This is a genomic window from Brotaphodocola sp. (assembly GCF_983179755.1).
The window spans coordinates 1-14,600 of the sequence record NZ_CFAHBC010000006.1; the positions used below are offsets into that span (position 1 = coordinate 1).

A 14,600-nucleotide genomic window follows, 5' to 3' on the forward strand; every position below is an offset into this window, starting at 1 on the left:
GGTTTAGGAAAAATACAGAAACGGATGATTCAATGTGCAGTTTTGAAGGTATATGAAGAGAGGAGAGCTGTGTTCCAGAGATGGAACATGGCTTTTTTTGTATGAGGCGTGAGAATGTGCCAAGGCACGCCCTTTTTTATTATGATAGGAAATAGCGTTCTGAAATCTAAAATAATGAAATAAATGAATTTCTTAAAGAAATTATAAAGAAGCGAAAAACGGGTTGCCCCTCGATAGAAAAAAAGGTATAGTTATTAGAGAAAGTTATTAGAGTAAGAAAATCTTTGATAAGGGGTGAAGATGTGACGATTTATGACATTGCAAGGGAGGCCGGTGTGGCGGCAAGTACCGTCTCCCGTGTGATCAATAACAAGCCTGGAATCAAGGCAGAGACAAGGAAAAAGGTGCAGGATTTGCTCGATAAGTATAATTATACGCCGGATGTTGCAGCGCGCGGACTCGTGATGCAGTCGACAAAGATGGTGGGGATTCTGATTGTGGATATCCGTGTGACGCATCACATCAACAGTGCGTTTGTTATTGAGCAGGAGCTGACGAAACGGGGGTATTGCTCGATCATTATGAGCACTGGTCCGGAAGGAGAGAATAAGAGCGAGTATATCCGGATTCTTGAACAGCGCCGTGTCGAAGGTGTAATCCTGATGGGATCGATGTTTGCGACAGAGCAGATCAAGGAGGCGATTCAGAGACATTTATCGAAGGTTCCAGTCGTGATTGTCAACGGTTACTTAGATTTGCCGAATGTTTCCGGTGTTTTGATCGATGAGGATGCCGGTGTGGGAAAATGTGCGGATCTCCTGATCAGTAAAGGAAAAAAGAAACTTGCGTTTGTGCTCGATCAGCCGTCTCCGGCAAACTTGCGCAAACAGCAGGGTTTTTGTGATGCTGTTCTTCGCCATGGAGCTTCCAGGGAGGATCTTCTTCTGTATGAGGCAGAGGAGAGCTCAGTTCAGGGCGGATATGATGTAACCGTACGTATTTTGAGAGAGCATCCGGATGTGCAGGGAATCATTTATTCGATTGATCTCGTGGCAGTAGGGGGAATCCGTGCGGCTCATGATCTGGGTGTAAATGTGCCGGAACAGCTTGGTATCATCGGAGTGGACAGCAGTATTTACGGAGAGATCTGTATGCCGAAGCTGACGACGTTAAACAATAAGCTCGAGGAAGTCAGTGAGATCGCAGCCACGATTCTGCGAGAAGGGCTTGAGGGGAAGGTTCAGAACAGAAAGCTGATGATGTTCTCTGAGATTATTGAGAGGGAGAGTTCCTGATATTGGGATGCCTATATTTTTATCTTTTATTGCAATCGATTGCTACAATGAAGGCGACAAGGCGCAAGTGAAAAACTCAAAAACAAAGAGTTTTCCAGTGATCTTGCCACTTGAATTGTGAAAAATACATAAAAAACATGGACAAAAACTGTAAAACAATACAAGATAACGATACTTGCAATCGAGAATAAACTGTGATATGATAAGGCTATTAAAACAATCGATTGCAAATATGGAGGCGCAAGATGATATTTGGACACATTGATGCAAAGGAGACAGGATCCGCATACGCCCTCCCGATTCAGGAGGCAATTCGTTATTGTAGAGAGACGGATGTATCTGGAATTGGAGAAAGCAAGTTTTTGCTGAACGGCGATGCGATGATTGCACTGATCTGCGACCGGGTGACGGAGGCAAAGGAGAAGAAGCTTCCGGAAGTTCACCGCAGATATGCAGAATTGCAGTTTATGGCAGAGGGTTCAGAGCTGATTGGTTACTATCCAGATCTCGGAGACAATGAGCTGCTTCAGGATTGTTTGGAGGAGAAGGATACGCTGTACTATCAGGAGAATCCAAAGTCCGGCGAGGTGATGCTTCAGATGACACCTGGAACTTATGCGATCTTTTTCCCGGAAGATGTACACCGACCGTTCTGTCAGATAGACAAGCCTGAGCGGGTGAAGAAGATTGTGGTTAAGATTGCAATCGATTCTTTATAAGAATCAGCAAAAAAATCTTATTTCATCCAACACAGATCCAGAATGAAGACAGTAGGGTAAACGATTAATAAAAAATTGTTCATAATAAGTACAAACGCTGGATGTTGTATGAAATACAGACGCAGAAAAAATTAAAATTTATATAAAATACCCAAAAATACAAACGTTATTTTAGACAGAAATACGGAAAAAAGCAGTTGAAACTAATGAAATTTATGTTAAAATAATTATTAGAATCGATTGCAAAGAAGTATTGATGCACAAAAATAACGAAGAATGAAAAAAGAAAGGAAATCAGGAAAATGTTAAGAATCAAGTATGATGACATGGTGAATGAGTTCAAGAGAATTCTCGTTAGCAGAGGTTTTACAGAAAAGAATGCAGTCGATGCAGCAACCGTTTTTGCACAGAACAGTCTGGATGGCATTTACAGCCATGGTATCAATCGTTTCCCGAGAGTGGTTGAGTATCTCGACAAAGGAGAGATCAATCCGGATGTAGTCGCTACCTGCGAGATGTCTATGGGAGCGATCGAGAGATGGGAAGGTCACAGAGGTTTCGGACCGCTGAATGCAAAACAGGCAATGGATCGTGCATGTGAGCTGGCAAAGCAGTATGGAATCGGTATGGTAGCGCTCGGCAACAGCAACCACTGGATGCGCGGTGGAAGCTACGGCTGGCAGGCAGCAAACCAGGGATGCATCGGTATCTGCTGGTCCAACACAATGCCAAACATGCCTGCATGGGGCGGTAAAGATCGCAAGATCGGCAACAACCCGTTCATTCTTGCAGTTCCGAAGAGCAATGGCGATCATGTGGTAGTTGACTGTGCAGTGTCTCAGTTCTCCTACGGCAAGATCGAGGAGGCAAGACTTAAAGGACAGCAGCTTCCGGTACCGGGTGGTTACGATGAGGAGGGCAATCTGACAACCGATCCGGCAGCGATTGAGAAGACCTGGAGAGTTCTTCCGATGGGCTACTGGAAGGGAAGCGGTATTTCCATTCTGTTAGACCTGATCTCCACCGTACTGACCAATGCAAACTCTGTTCAGAAGATCGGAACGTTTGGAGATGAGATTGGCTTATCTCAGATCATGATTGCGATTGATCCGGGTAAGTTCAATGACACCGAGACGACCGACCGCATTGTCGATGAGCTGGTAGCAGACATCAAGTCCTCTATTCCGATCAAGGAAGGTGGAACCGTCTTCTATCCGGGTGAGATTGAGATCAATACGAGAAAGGATAATCAGGAGAATGGTATTCCGGTTATCGAGGAAAAGTGGGATCTGATCACCTCTCTCTAAGCTCTAAGTTAGAATTCTAAGTTAGAAAAGGAGAATATTATGATTTTTTCATCAATTTATGCAAAGGACGATGCTAAGAAGTATCCGAAGGCAATTCAGACCGCGCTGGATTATCTGAAGACTCATGATTTCACGGCGATGGAAACCGGCGTGTATGAGATTCAGGGCAAGGACATCTACGCACAGGTTATGGATGCACAGACCGGTGCAGTAGAAGAGAAGCGTCCGGAAGTTCATGAGAAGTTCGTAGATGTACAGTTTCTGGCAAGTGGAAAAGAAAAGCTGGGATTTACACCGGATACCGGAAAGTATGAGGTGGATGAGCGCTTTGATGAGAGAGATCTGATTTTCTACAAATCTGTGGAGAATGAGGGATTCATCGAAGCAACACCAGGCTGTTACAGCATTTTCTTCCCGGCAGATGTTCACAGACCGGCAGTCGCAGTCGATGAGCCGATGACAGTCCGCAAGGTCGTAGTCAAAGTCAGTGTGGCACTGCTTTCAGAAGAATAAAAACGGGGTACTTTGCGAATCTGTCTAGTGGGCAGATCGTGAAAATAAAACAAGAGAAGGGAAAGAGGGAACTATGAAAAAGAAATTATCACTTGTATTGGCAGGCGCAATGTTAATGGCATCCTTGACCGGATGTGGCGGTGGATCTGCTCAGACAGCAACAACTGCAGCAGCAAAATCAGACGCAGCAGCTCCGGCAGAGAGCGAGGCAAAGGCAGATACCGCTACCTCCGATGTGAAGCCGGAACTGAACCTGATCATCGCTTCCAACCAGACTTCCTTAGAGAATCCGTACTCTTATGGTATGGACAAGTTCAAAGAGGTTGTTGAGGACAAGTCCGGCGGAAAGATTCAGGTAACTGTACATAAGGGAACTCTGGGTGAGAACGAGAACGAGTTGATCGAGAAGCTGGAGATGGGTGCAGCTTCTATGGTAGTTGCTTCTCCGGGCTTTATGACTGCAATCGGTGTTCCGGAGGTTGATATGTTCTCCCTGAATTACCTGTTTGACAGCTTCGATCACTGGGAGAAGTGCATGGATGGTGAGTTCGGTGACAAGATGAAAGAGACCGTAAAAGAGAAGACCGGAAATAACTTCCGTATCATGGCTTACTGGTCATCTTCTGTTCGTGATTACTATGGTAAGAAACCGGTTACCAAGCCGGAGGATTTAAAGGGAATGACGATCCGTACCCAGTCTTCTCAGGTACAGCAGGACTTCTGGAAGGCATGCGGTGCTATCCCGACTTCCGTAGCTTGGGGCGAGCTGTATCAGGCATTACAGCAGGGCGTTGTTGATTCCGCAGAGAACGACTATACCAGCTTCATGCTGAAAGAGCATCACAAGACCCAGAACGGACATTACATCTCTGAGACTCACCACGATTACACAACCCGTCTTCTTCTGATGAACGGTTCCTTCTATGATGGTCTGACCGACGAGCAGAAGGCCTGGATCGACGAGGGCGTTGAGGAGTGCACCAAGGAAGAGCGTGAGGTTGTTTACAGAATGTTCAAGGAGTCCAAGGAGAAGGTTATCGCTGATGGCGCTGAGGTAACCAACTTCGAGGATGTTGACATTGACGCATTCAAGGCACTGGCACTTCCGATTCAGGATAAGTTCGCTCAGGATAACAACATGACTGCAGAGCTGGAGATGATCCGCGCAGCTGCTGAGTAAGAGTAAAACTTAGAGTGGATGTCTCCCTCCTCTTTAGGTGGAGGGGTATCACAAGTCTTCGCAAGCGTCGACTTGAATTAGTATTTAATCATTAACATTAGGTTGTTTATGAGACGCAACAGTCACCTGGGAGACTGGGTGGCTGTTGTTCCGTCTAAAGGGTTTTTAAAGGGTCTCTTTTAGGGTTTTTAGGTGAAAGGTTTTAATGGTTTTTTGGGAAAAGGAGGACAATCATGAAGAAAGCAATTGAGATGTTGCAGAAGATCCAGATTGCGATTGGTGGATTCTTTCTGTGCGTATTTCTTCTTACTGTTGTATTCCAGATGATGTCCCGTTATCTTGGAATTGCAGCAACATGGACTGAGGATGTATCGATGTACTCCTTCATCTGGGCAGTATTTATGGGTGCAGGCGCAATGGTCTATGAGAAACGTCACTTTGCATTTACTTCAATCAGCGATATGATGAAAGATCCGGTAAAGAAGAGCATTCTTTCGATCATCATCTCTCTGATTATGCTGGTTTTTGCAGTACTGATGGCAAATTATGGTATTAAGGTTACCAAGCAGTTCTGGAACTACACCTGGGTAAACATTCCGTCCTTAAAGAGAGGACCGACCTGGCTGTGCCTTCCGTTATGTGGTATCACTTCCGCTATTTATCTGATCAGCCATATCATTGAAGACATTGGCACAATCATGAAGGGAGGAAAGAAGTAATGGGTGCATTATTAGTAATTATGTTCATCGTTTTTGTGGCGATTGGAGTGCCGATCTCCTTCGCACTGGGTGTTGTATCCTTTACCGGTATCGCCTCTCTGGCACAGATTCCGAACACCGTAGTATTTTCCAAGATGTTTAACGGTCTGAACAGCTTTACGCTTCTGGCAGTTCCGCTGTTCATTCTGGCAGCAAACCTGATGAATGAGGGTGCAATCACTGAGAAACTGATTGACTGCTGTAACTCCATGGTAGGTCATTTCCGTGGTGGTCTGGCATACTCAAACGTCCTGGTTTCTATGATCTTCGCAGGAATCTCCGGTTCCTCTCAGGCTGATACCGCTGGTGTTGGTAAGATCTTCATTCCGGCAATGGAGAAGCAGGGATACGACAAGGGTACTTCCGTTGGTGTCACCGCAGCATCCTCCACTCTGGGATCGATCATCCCGCCGAGTATCACGATGGTTGTATACGCAGGTATCGCAAATGTAAGTACCGGCGCACTCTTCATGAGTGGTCTTGTTCCTGGTATTCTTCTTGGTCTTGCAATGATGGCAGTCGTTAAATTCTACTCCAAGCGCAAGAACTTCCCGAAATGTGAGAAAGTTCCGTTCTCCAAGGTTGTTCGTCAGACTCTGGAATCCATGCCGGCTCTGCTGACTCCGATCATCCTGATTGGTGGTATCGTTTCTGGTCTGTTCACACCGACTGAGTCCGCAGCATTTGCATGTATCTACGCTCTGCTTGTTGGTATCTTCTTCTACAAGACCATCAAGGTAAGAAATCTGCCTCGCATCCTGATTGAGACGATGAAACTTTCCTCTCTGTCTCTGTTTGCGCTGGCTACCGCAAATGCACTTGGTGAGCTGTTAAGCTACTATCAGCTGAACGTGATCGTACAGCAGTTCTTCACCACAATGCCGGGTGGTAAGCTGGTATTCCTGATCGTAGTAGTTGCATTCTTCATGTTTGTAGGTACTTTCATGGATGCAGTTCCGGCAATGATCCTCTTCGTTCCGATCATTCTTCCGTCTGCTACCGCACTGGGAATCAGCCCGATCATCCTTGGTCTGATCATCGTTGTTACCCTGGCTCTTGGTCTGGTAACTCCGCCTTATGGTCTGTGCCTGCTGATCGCATCATCCATCAGTGGAATTACAATTGAGGATGCGTTTAAGGGAACCCTTCCGTACTTCCTGTCCTCGATCGCAGTTCTGGCTCTGCTGGTACTGTTCCCGAACATGTGGCTGGCAATTCCGGCAACGATCTTCCCGGGTCTGTTCTAAGATCTAAGAGATTAAGATTTGGTTAAAGAAATTATTCATAAAGTGATAAAAAGAAAATGGGCTGTCGCACGAATCTGCGATGGCCCATTTTGTTGTGTCATGAAATAAATAGGATTTCACTTTATGCGCCAAATCTCATTTTTTATTTGGCAGTCATCCGGCGTTTCTTAATGTAGAGGACACCTCCGGCACAGAGCATGACGACGATCATCGAGATCGTGGATTTTAAATCTTTTTCTTCGGATGAGAGTTCCAGACGGAGACTGGAGAGATCCCCATCTGGAAGGTTCTCAAAATTTTCGCTTCGGATTTCAACGGTGACTTCTTTCGGAGCGGAGGAAAAAAGGTTCAGGCTGAAGAGATCGTTGATGTTGCGAAGGTAGATCTGACCGGATTCCGTGAGATTCTGCCACTCGCTCCAGTCGTCGGAATTTGTGTTATCCCCCGAAGCGTTCCCGTCCGAATTTTTGGTGGGAGCGGGGCTATCATTAACCCGCATTGCAAACTGGGGGTCTTCCATGCTGTCCCAGTAGAGTTTTGCCTGATCGAAGGCGGGAACAGTCATCTGAACAACGTAGCTTCCCGCCGGATCACGATCGTCGTCTGACCGGACAAAATCAGAGATGGAAATCTCGTAGGAATTTGATGAGGCGGTTGTCTGCGCAGAAGATCCCTGCGTGGTCTGTTCAGACGCTGAGACATTGTTTTTTGCATTTCCTGCAAATGCCGGGCTGGCATGACTGCCGAGGACGGAAAAACTGAGAACAGAGAGTCCGAGAACGGAAGTTGTCAGAGCCCGAGTGGGCAGTTTAATATCCATAAGCAAGAGTACCGCCATCCAATGCATAGTCCTGACCGGTGATGTAGCTTCCGTGCGGTCCGATCAAGAAGAGAGCCATTGCGCCGAGATCCTCGGTCTTTCCGAAGTCGTGGACAGCAATGCGGTTGAGGATTCTTTTCCGACGATCATCATCCATCACGTCGTCGAGCATCTTGCTGTGGAACCAGCCCGGAGCAATGCTGTTGACGCAGATATTGTCCTCTGCCCATTCGACTGCGAGACCTCTCGTCATTCCGCAGACCGCAGCTTTACTCGTGCAGTAGGGAACAACCTGGGTGAAACCGAGGTGAGCGCTCATACTCGAGATGTTGATGATACGTCCCTTGTGCGGGCTCTTCTTGAGGTAAGGGTAGCAGATCTGGCACATGCGGAAGACACAGGTGACGTTGACGTTGATGACGCGGTCAAATTCTTCCGCTGGAACATCCTGTGCGAGACATTTGTAGGTCGCTCCTGCATTGTTGACGAGAAAATCGAGATGACCGTCGTGCTTATCGGCAAGCTCGGCGCAGATCTTCTTCATCGATTCTACATTGGTAATATCGCCCTTGATGTGAACTGTTCCCGGCACACTCTCCGGATAACCCTCCTTCACCTTTCCGGTACGGCTGATGATGTATACCGTAGCTCCGGCTTCTGCCAGAGAATTTGCAATCGCAAGACCGATTCCACTGCTGGCGCCGGTTACGATGCCGGCATAGCCTTCGAGTTCTTTCATGAGATTTGATTCCTCCGTTTGGATTTTCTATTTTTCTTTGTATCGTTTAATTCTATTTATCCGATATTCCCGTGCTTTTGGCGGATTACGCTTCTTTGCAGATCAGGGTTCTTTGGAGATTGATTACAGTTCCAGTTTTCTGTGGCTTCTGCATGCCTTCTCGATCAGTTCCCAGTCGAGCTCTGCACCGACACCTGGGGTATCCGGAACGGTGATAATGCCATTCTCGATCGGAAGTTTGCCTACCATCGGAAGCTGATAGTTCTCCTCCGGAACGAAGTACTCGAAGAATTCGCAGTTGCGGATTGCACAGCTCACATGAGCATTTACGAGATCCATGTAGTTCATCGTCGTTGTGTGGATCTCACAGTTCATGCCGAAGCCCTCAGCCATATGGGCGATCTTCAAGGTGCCGGTGATACCGTCCTTCCAGCTTACATCGGCACGCACAATGTCAGCGGCACGTTGAGCGATCGTCTGAGCAACACCCCAGTGTGCGCCTCTCGTCGTCTCGGTTGCAGCGATCGGGATATCCAGAGTCCGGCACAGTTCAGTGTACTTGTAGAGCTCAAAGTCGCGGAACGGCTCCTCGAGCCACTTGTAATTCAGCCTCTCAAGCTGTCTGCCGACTGCAACGGCATCGCCCATTGTGTATTCTGCGACCGGATCACTCATCAGGATGTAGTCGTCACCGACTGCGTCGCGGATTGCCTGGTGTACCTGCATATCGAAGGAAACCGGTCCTGCCGGATGTGCCTTGTACCCCGGAACGCCGAGTGCCTTATAGTGAAGAGCCTCGTCAACGTACTCCTGAACGGTTGCATGGAAATTACCACTTGCATAGACAGGAAGGCTGTTGCGGTAAGCGCCGATGTACTTATAGAGCGGGAGATTCGCTTCCTTTGCACAGATGTCCCAGAGTGCGACATCGATCGGGCCCGGAAGGTAGACTGGGAAGAATGTCAGATGACGGTCGATGTTCCAGAGTTCCTGCCAGATGGCCTCTCTGTCGTGCGGGTCACGTCCCATGATGACAGGAGCGATATTATCATATAAGTAATTTTCGGTTACGCCACCGCTTCTTGCAGCCAGACAGGTTGCGATTCCATCAATTCCGGCGTCAGTTCCGATCTTCAGAGCGATGACATCCCAGTTCATCTCGGCGCCACCCTGACGCTTCTTGTCAAACAGGCAATGATCTCTGCTGACCCACCATGTCTCAAAACTTGTGATTTTCATAATGATCCCTTCTCCATTCTTATTAATTTTAAATTGATTTGTTTCCCTCAGTGCTCACAACTTGTAGCTATTTTGTACCCCACAGATATATCCCATATATATCCCATAGAAACTGTAACATAAGTTCATAGTAGCACAGCTATGAGGAAAAGTAAACACAAAAACGTTATTGCGTCAAAATGCACAAAAAATGATGAGAAAAACGCAAATAAGGGCAGGCGTGTTAAGAGAAAGTAAACATATCGCTGAAAAATGACGAAAATATTAAAACCAACAATCAAATCATTGACAAAACGCACAAGGAGAGATATACTGAAAACACCAAGAATAATAAAACGTTTTAGTAAAATGGGGTAGCAGGAAAGGGTTTACAATTATTTTTAGGAGGAAGGGTATATGAGAAAACAACTGATGGCAATTTCACTGGCTTCTGTTATGGCATTGAGCCTTGCAGGCTGTGGTGGGGGGAACACAACAGCGACAACGGCAGCTGCTTCAGGTGACAGCAAGACCGCAGAGACAAGCGCAGAAGCAAAGGCAGAGGAGTCCAAGGCAGACGGCGCTTCTACAACAGAGCCGGAGCTGGTCTTCAAATACGCAGAGCTGAACAGTGATGACAACATCAACACCCGCGTTGGATATGAGTTCGCAAAGAACGTGGAAGAGATGTCTGACGGACGTATCAAGATCGAGGTATATTCCGCATCTACTCTGGGCGATGAGAAGACCTGTCTGAATGCACTTCAGATGGGTGGCGGAACCGTTGATATGTACCGTGCAAACACGAACTCTTTATCTGATTATGGCTTCCAGAAACTGAACATGTTTGGTCTTCCGTTTATCTTCTCCAGCAGAGATTCGATGTGGAAGGTTCTCGAGGATGAGGAACTTGGTCAGGCATTCTTATCTGAGGGCTCTGAGGTAGGCGCAGGCATGGTTGGTCTGTTCTATATGGATGAGGGCGCAAGAAACCTGTTCACGACGAAGGAGATTAGCGGTCTTGGTGACATCAAGGGCATGAAGATCCGTGTTCCGGAGACCCAGCTGATGATGGATACGATGAAGGCACTCGGTGCAGAGCCGACCCCGATCTCTTACAGTGAGCTGTACAGCTCCTTACAGTCCGGCGTTGTTGACGGTGCAGAGAACGGATATCCGGGATATTCCTCCAACAAGTTCTATGAAGTTGCTCCTTACTATCTGTTAAGTGGTCACACTTTCAGCCCGGGCATCGTTCTGATGGCAGAGGCAAAGTGGAACGCACTGAGCGAGGAGGATCAGAAGATCCTGCTTGAGGCTGGTCAGAAGGCTTCTGATTGGAACAAGTCTGCAATCGGTGAAGAGGAGGTTGCACTCCGCAAGGATCTTGAGGACAAGGGTGTTCATATCATTGATATGACAGCTGAGGATCTGGCAGCTGCTCAGTCCGCATGTGAGCCGGTATGGGCAAACTACACCAAGGGCATCGAGGATCTGCTTCAGAAGATGGTAGAGATCCAGAAGTAAGAAGAACTTCAAGCGGAATTTCTGGAAGAGACTCCAGAAAAAGGTTTAAGAGTTGAGTTGAAATTAGGATTATTTATTAGGGCTAAGAGTTAAAAGAGAGCTTTGATGGTGATATGGGGAATCTCTTCTGTTCGTCGATTGCAGTCGGGTTTCCCATATCTTTTAGGCAGGAGGAAGTCTAATGAAAAAGTTTTATGATGCAGTATATTGGCTGTTCATGTCATTCTGCAAATTGATATTCATCTGCTCCATCTGTATTACGAGTTATGTTGTTTTCTGTCGTTACATTTTACACTCCACTCCAAGATGGGGCGAGCAGGCGATCCTGCTGTGCATGGTTTACATGGCACTCATCAGTGCTTCCCTTGCAGTAAGAACAGATACTCATATCCGCGTAATGCTGATTGATTATGTGCTTCCGAAACAGGTAATCAGTTTCCTGAAGGCGATGAGCCATGTGATGATTTTTGGATTCAGTCTTTTCATGATCGTGTATGGAATCCAGTTCACTCAGCTGATGGGAAAGAGCGTTATGTCCGGTCTTGGATGCAAGCAGAGTTTCCTGTATGCGTCTGTTCCGATCGCCGGAGTATGCATGTTGCTGATGCAGAGTGAGCGTTTTATTCTGTTTATTCTGCGCCTGATGGGAAAGGTACCGGCTGAGTATCAGACAAAGGAAGGAGAAATTACGAATGGTTAATGAATCCGTAGCAATCGCAATTCTGCTGATTTCATTTTTCGGTTTTATCGTTTTCCGTATGCCGGTCGCTTACGCGATTGGAGTTTCGAGTGTCATCACGATGGCATATCTGAAACTGCCGTTGATGCAGATTGTTCAGCTGATGGTAAAAGGTGTATTCTCTTTCTCGCTGATGGCAGTGCCGTTCTTCATCATTGCCGGTGAGATCATGGGAAAGGGTGGTATCTCAGATAAGCTGATTGAGCTGTCAGATGCCCTCGTCGGATGGATCCGCGGTGGTCTGGCAATGGTAAATATCGTGGCATCGATGTTCTTCGGTGGTATTTCCGGTTCTTCCGCAGCAGATACTGCATCCCTTGGAACGATCCTGATCCCGATGATGAAGGATCAGGGATATGACGCAGACTTCTCCACCGACGTTACGATGGCAAGTTCTGTACAGGGAATCCTGATTCCTCCGAGCCACAACATGGTTATCTATGCAACGGTTGCAGGTACCGTCTCCATCGGTCGTCTCTTCCTTGCAGGATTTGGACCTGGTATCATTCTCGGCGTTGCCCTGATGATTTACAGCTACTACGTTTCTGTTAAAAAGAATTACCCGAAGGGCGCACCGTTCAGCTTCAAGGTTCTGTGGAAGGCAGCAACAAGCGCAGTCTAGGGCATGTTCACCGTTATGATCGTAGTTGTCGGCGTTGTCATCGGTATCTTCACTGCGACCGAGTCGGCAGCAATCGCAGTTGTCTGGGCGCTGTTTGTATCTGCTTTCGTCTACAAGAAACTGACTCTGAAAGATTTCTGGCAGGTACTTGAGAATGCACTGAATACGCTGGCAATCGTGCTGATCCTGATTGCAACCTCCTCTGCATTTGGATGGCTTCTGACCTACTTAAAGGTTCCGGCAATCATCTCCAATGCAATCCTTGGCTTTACCACAAACAAGTATCTGATTCTTGTCATGATGAACATCCTGATGCTGATCTTCGGAACGATGATGGATATGAGCTGTATCATCCTGGTACTGACTCCGATCCTTCTCCCGATTGCAACGAGCATCGGTATTGACCCGGTTCACTTCGGCGTTATCATGATTGTAAACCTCGGAATCGGTCTGATCACCCCGCCGGTAGGTTCTACCCTCTTCATCGGCGCTGCAATCTCCAAGATTCCGATCGAGAAACTGTCAAAGAGCATGCTTCCGTTCTACGCAGTTATGCTGATTGTCCTGATTCTCGTAACCTATGTTCCGGCGTTCGTTATGTTCCTTCCGAACCTGATCATGCCGGTATAAGAAAGAATCCGATATAAGAAAGACTCACGCACCAAGTCATTGCGGGCGTTTGACTTGAAAAAATTACTTTGCAGAAATGCTGCTGTATCCTACTTTGAAAATGGAATGCAGCAGCATTTTTTGCCTATAAAAATCAGACAAAAAAGAAAAGGGAGAAAAGAAAATGGCAACCTGGAAAAATGATGAAGAGATGTTTCAGTTAATGAAAGAAAAATTATACACCCCGGTAGTTGGCGACATTCTGGATCAGATGGGATACAACCACCAGTTCCTTCCGGCAGAGATCCGTCCACTTGCGACGATGGTTCCGACTGCTCCTTTTGTGAATGCAGATGAGCCGGACAACCGCCTGAAAATGGCTGGTTTTGCCTGCACGATTCTGGAAAATGACGTGTTTGAAGCACCGAAGAAGCCGTTCGGCTATCTGACGGAGGCGCTTGATCAGCTCAAGCCGAATGAGATCTATGTGGCAACCGGCGCACACAACAGCGCACTCTGGGGCGAGCTGCTGACAACGACCGCAAAGACGAGAGGAGCAGGCGGAGCAGTTCTCGACGGCTACACAAGAGACACACCTCAGGTTCTTGGATTGAACTGGCCGGTATTTGCAAAGGCATGTTGGGCTCAGGATTCGAGCATCCGTACCTATGTGTGTGATTTCAGATGTACGATTGAGATCGGTCAGGTGACGATCCATGACGGCGATCTGGTATTCGGAGATGTGGACGGCGTTCTGATCATTCCGAAGGAGATCCATGAGGAGGTTCTTGAGAAGGCACTTGAGAAGGCAGCGGGAGAGAAGAAAGTCCGCAAGGCGATTGAGAATGGAATGAGTGCAACCCAGGCATTTGCAGAGTTTGGTATTCTGTAAAATTCTGTAAAGATATTTTTTGGAGCTTTCTGGGAATGAGGAGGAAAAGAGAGATGACGGCATTTCAGATTCATCAATCGGATAATGTAGCGACCGCACTGGAAAAACTCGAGACAGGATCGGTTCTTCTGCGTGGAGATGCAAATGAGACTTCTGTGGAGGCGATTGAGGCGGTTCCGGACGGTCACAAGATTGCAGTTCGGGATATAAAAGAAGGTGAGCCGATTGTGAAATATGGAGTCGTGATTGGCAAGGCAGTCAAGGACATCAAAAAGGGTTCCTGGGTGCATCTCCACAATATGCGGAGTGTATACGATGAGCGCTCGAGCCATCTGGATCTGATCACCGGAGCGCCGAAGGATGTTCGATACGAGTAATAAATCATGTGAGTAATGTCCTAAACGGAAGCCGGAAA

14 protein-coding genes and 1 pseudogene are annotated in these 14,600 nt (G+C 47.2%); 12 read left to right on the top strand and 3 right to left on the bottom strand.

The window, feature by feature from the left end:
- Nucleotides 1-302 precede the first annotated feature (302 nt).
- From AC4EVX_RS03950 to AC4EVX_RS03980, 7 genes are all read left to right on the top strand, one after another.
- Entirely contained in the window at nucleotides 303-1,295 is a 993-nt protein-coding gene (locus AC4EVX_RS03950; RefSeq protein ID WP_177977595.1) for a LacI family DNA-binding transcriptional regulator, read from the top strand.
- Between the two features lie 245 nt (nucleotides 1,296-1,540).
- Nucleotides 1,541-2,014, top strand: coding sequence for a NanQ anomerase/TabA/YiaL family protein (locus AC4EVX_RS03955; RefSeq protein WP_177977596.1), 474 nt, complete (start codon nucleotides 1,541-1,543; stop codon nucleotides 2,012-2,014).
- A gap of 302 nt (nucleotides 2,015-2,316) precedes the next feature.
- Complete coding sequence (gene yiaK, locus AC4EVX_RS03960; RefSeq protein ID WP_177977597.1) at nucleotides 2,317-3,321, top strand: 3-dehydro-L-gulonate 2-dehydrogenase; 1,005 nt, start codon at nucleotides 2,317-2,319, stop codon at nucleotides 3,319-3,321.
- A 39-nt stretch (nucleotides 3,322-3,360) separates the two neighbouring features.
- Entirely contained in the window at nucleotides 3,361-3,834 is a 474-nt protein-coding gene (locus AC4EVX_RS03965) for a NanQ anomerase/TabA/YiaL family protein (RefSeq protein WP_177977598.1), read from the top strand.
- Nucleotides 3,835-3,907: 73 nt separating this feature from the next.
- Nucleotides 3,908-5,014, top strand: a complete 1,107-nt coding sequence (locus AC4EVX_RS03970) for a TRAP transporter substrate-binding protein DctP (protein WP_177977599.1) — start codon at nucleotides 3,908-3,910, stop codon at nucleotides 5,012-5,014.
- 233 nt (nucleotides 5,015-5,247) lie between these two features.
- Nucleotides 5,248-5,733 carry a TRAP transporter small permease subunit gene (locus AC4EVX_RS03975; RefSeq protein WP_177977600.1) on the top strand — a complete coding sequence of 162 codons (486 nt, stop codon included), beginning with the start codon at nucleotides 5,248-5,250 and terminating at the stop codon, nucleotides 5,731-5,733.
- A complete protein-coding gene (locus tag AC4EVX_RS03980) occupies nucleotides 5,733-7,019 on the top strand; it encodes a TRAP transporter large permease (RefSeq protein ID WP_177977601.1) in 1,287 nt (428 codons plus the stop codon). Before AC4EVX_RS03975 ends, AC4EVX_RS03980 begins: the two co-directional genes overlap by 1 nt.
- Nucleotides 7,020-7,161: 142 nt before the next feature.
- Here AC4EVX_RS03980 and AC4EVX_RS03985 read toward each other — a convergent pair whose 3' ends face one another.
- The 3 genes from AC4EVX_RS03985 to AC4EVX_RS03995 form a co-directional block, all read right to left on the bottom strand.
- Nucleotides 7,162-7,839, bottom strand: coding sequence for a hypothetical protein (locus AC4EVX_RS03985; RefSeq protein WP_177977602.1), 678 nt, complete (start codon nucleotides 7,837-7,839; stop codon nucleotides 7,162-7,164).
- Complete coding sequence (locus tag AC4EVX_RS03990; RefSeq protein ID WP_177977603.1) at nucleotides 7,829-8,578, bottom strand: SDR family NAD(P)-dependent oxidoreductase; 750 nt, start codon at nucleotides 8,576-8,578, stop codon at nucleotides 7,829-7,831. The genes AC4EVX_RS03985 and AC4EVX_RS03990 overlap by 11 nt, the downstream gene beginning before the upstream one ends.
- A 123-nt stretch (nucleotides 8,579-8,701) precedes the next feature.
- Nucleotides 8,702-9,817: an enolase C-terminal domain-like protein gene (locus AC4EVX_RS03995; RefSeq protein ID WP_177977604.1), complete on the bottom strand. Its 1,116-nt coding sequence runs from the start codon at nucleotides 9,815-9,817 to the stop codon at nucleotides 8,702-8,704.
- A gap of 396 nt (nucleotides 9,818-10,213) precedes the next feature.
- Here AC4EVX_RS03995 and AC4EVX_RS04000 point away from each other — a divergent pair, with 396 nt between their 5' ends.
- The 5 genes and pseudogenes from AC4EVX_RS04000 to AC4EVX_RS04020 all read left to right on the top strand — a co-directional run bounded on the left by AC4EVX_RS04000 (nucleotide 10,214) and on the right by AC4EVX_RS04020 (nucleotide 14,562).
- Nucleotides 10,214-11,323: a TRAP transporter substrate-binding protein gene (locus AC4EVX_RS04000; RefSeq protein WP_177977605.1), complete on the top strand. Its 1,110-nt coding sequence runs from the start codon at nucleotides 10,214-10,216 to the stop codon at nucleotides 11,321-11,323.
- A 181-nt stretch (nucleotides 11,324-11,504) separates the two neighbouring features.
- Complete coding sequence (locus tag AC4EVX_RS04005) at nucleotides 11,505-12,023, top strand: TRAP transporter small permease subunit (protein WP_177977606.1); 519 nt, start codon at nucleotides 11,505-11,507, stop codon at nucleotides 12,021-12,023.
- Nucleotides 12,016-13,314: pseudogene (locus tag AC4EVX_RS04010) on the top strand (TRAP transporter large permease). The gene AC4EVX_RS04005 and the pseudogene AC4EVX_RS04010 overlap by 8 nt, the downstream one beginning before the upstream one ends.
- Before the next feature lie 163 nt (nucleotides 13,315-13,477).
- A complete protein-coding gene (locus tag AC4EVX_RS04015) occupies nucleotides 13,478-14,185 on the top strand; it encodes an RraA family protein (RefSeq protein WP_177977608.1) in 708 nt (235 codons plus the stop codon).
- A gap of 53 nt (nucleotides 14,186-14,238) precedes the next feature.
- Nucleotides 14,239-14,562: a UxaA family hydrolase gene (locus tag AC4EVX_RS04020; protein WP_490159627.1), complete on the top strand. Its 324-nt coding sequence runs from the start codon at nucleotides 14,239-14,241 to the stop codon at nucleotides 14,560-14,562.
- Nucleotides 14,563-14,600: the final 38 nt, after the last annotated feature.

Coding starts and splice junctions, on each gene's coding strand:
- AC4EVX_RS03970 (WP_177977599.1), top strand. CDS start 3,908: ATGAAAAAGAAATTATCACTTGTATTGGCAGGCGCAATGTTAATGGCA.
- AC4EVX_RS04000 (WP_177977605.1), top strand. CDS start 10,214: ATGAGAAAACAACTGATGGCAATTTCACTGGCTTCTGTTATGGCATTG.
- AC4EVX_RS04015 (WP_177977608.1), top strand. CDS start 13,478: ATGGCAACCTGGAAAAATGATGAAGAGATGTTTCAGTTAATGAAAGAA.
- AC4EVX_RS03955 (WP_177977596.1), top strand. CDS start 1,541: ATGATATTTGGACACATTGATGCAAAGGAGACAGGATCCGCATACGCC.
- AC4EVX_RS03985 (WP_177977602.1), bottom strand. CDS start 7,839: ATGGATATTAAACTGCCCACTCGGGCTCTGACAACTTCCGTTCTCGGA.
- AC4EVX_RS03995 (WP_177977604.1), bottom strand. CDS start 9,817: ATGAAAATCACAAGTTTTGAGACATGGTGGGTCAGCAGAGATCATTGC.
- AC4EVX_RS04005 (WP_177977606.1), top strand. CDS start 11,505: ATGAAAAAGTTTTATGATGCAGTATATTGGCTGTTCATGTCATTCTGC.
- yiaK (WP_177977597.1), top strand. CDS start 2,317: ATGTTAAGAATCAAGTATGATGACATGGTGAATGAGTTCAAGAGAATT.
- AC4EVX_RS03965 (WP_177977598.1), top strand. CDS start 3,361: ATGATTTTTTCATCAATTTATGCAAAGGACGATGCTAAGAAGTATCCG.
- AC4EVX_RS04020 (WP_490159627.1), top strand. CDS start 14,239: ATGACGGCATTTCAGATTCATCAATCGGATAATGTAGCGACCGCACTG.
- AC4EVX_RS03980 (WP_177977601.1), top strand. CDS start 5,733: ATGGGTGCATTATTAGTAATTATGTTCATCGTTTTTGTGGCGATTGGA.
- AC4EVX_RS03975 (WP_177977600.1), top strand. CDS start 5,248: ATGAAGAAAGCAATTGAGATGTTGCAGAAGATCCAGATTGCGATTGGT.
- AC4EVX_RS03990 (WP_177977603.1), bottom strand. CDS start 8,578: ATGAAAGAACTCGAAGGCTATGCCGGCATCGTAACCGGCGCCAGCAGT.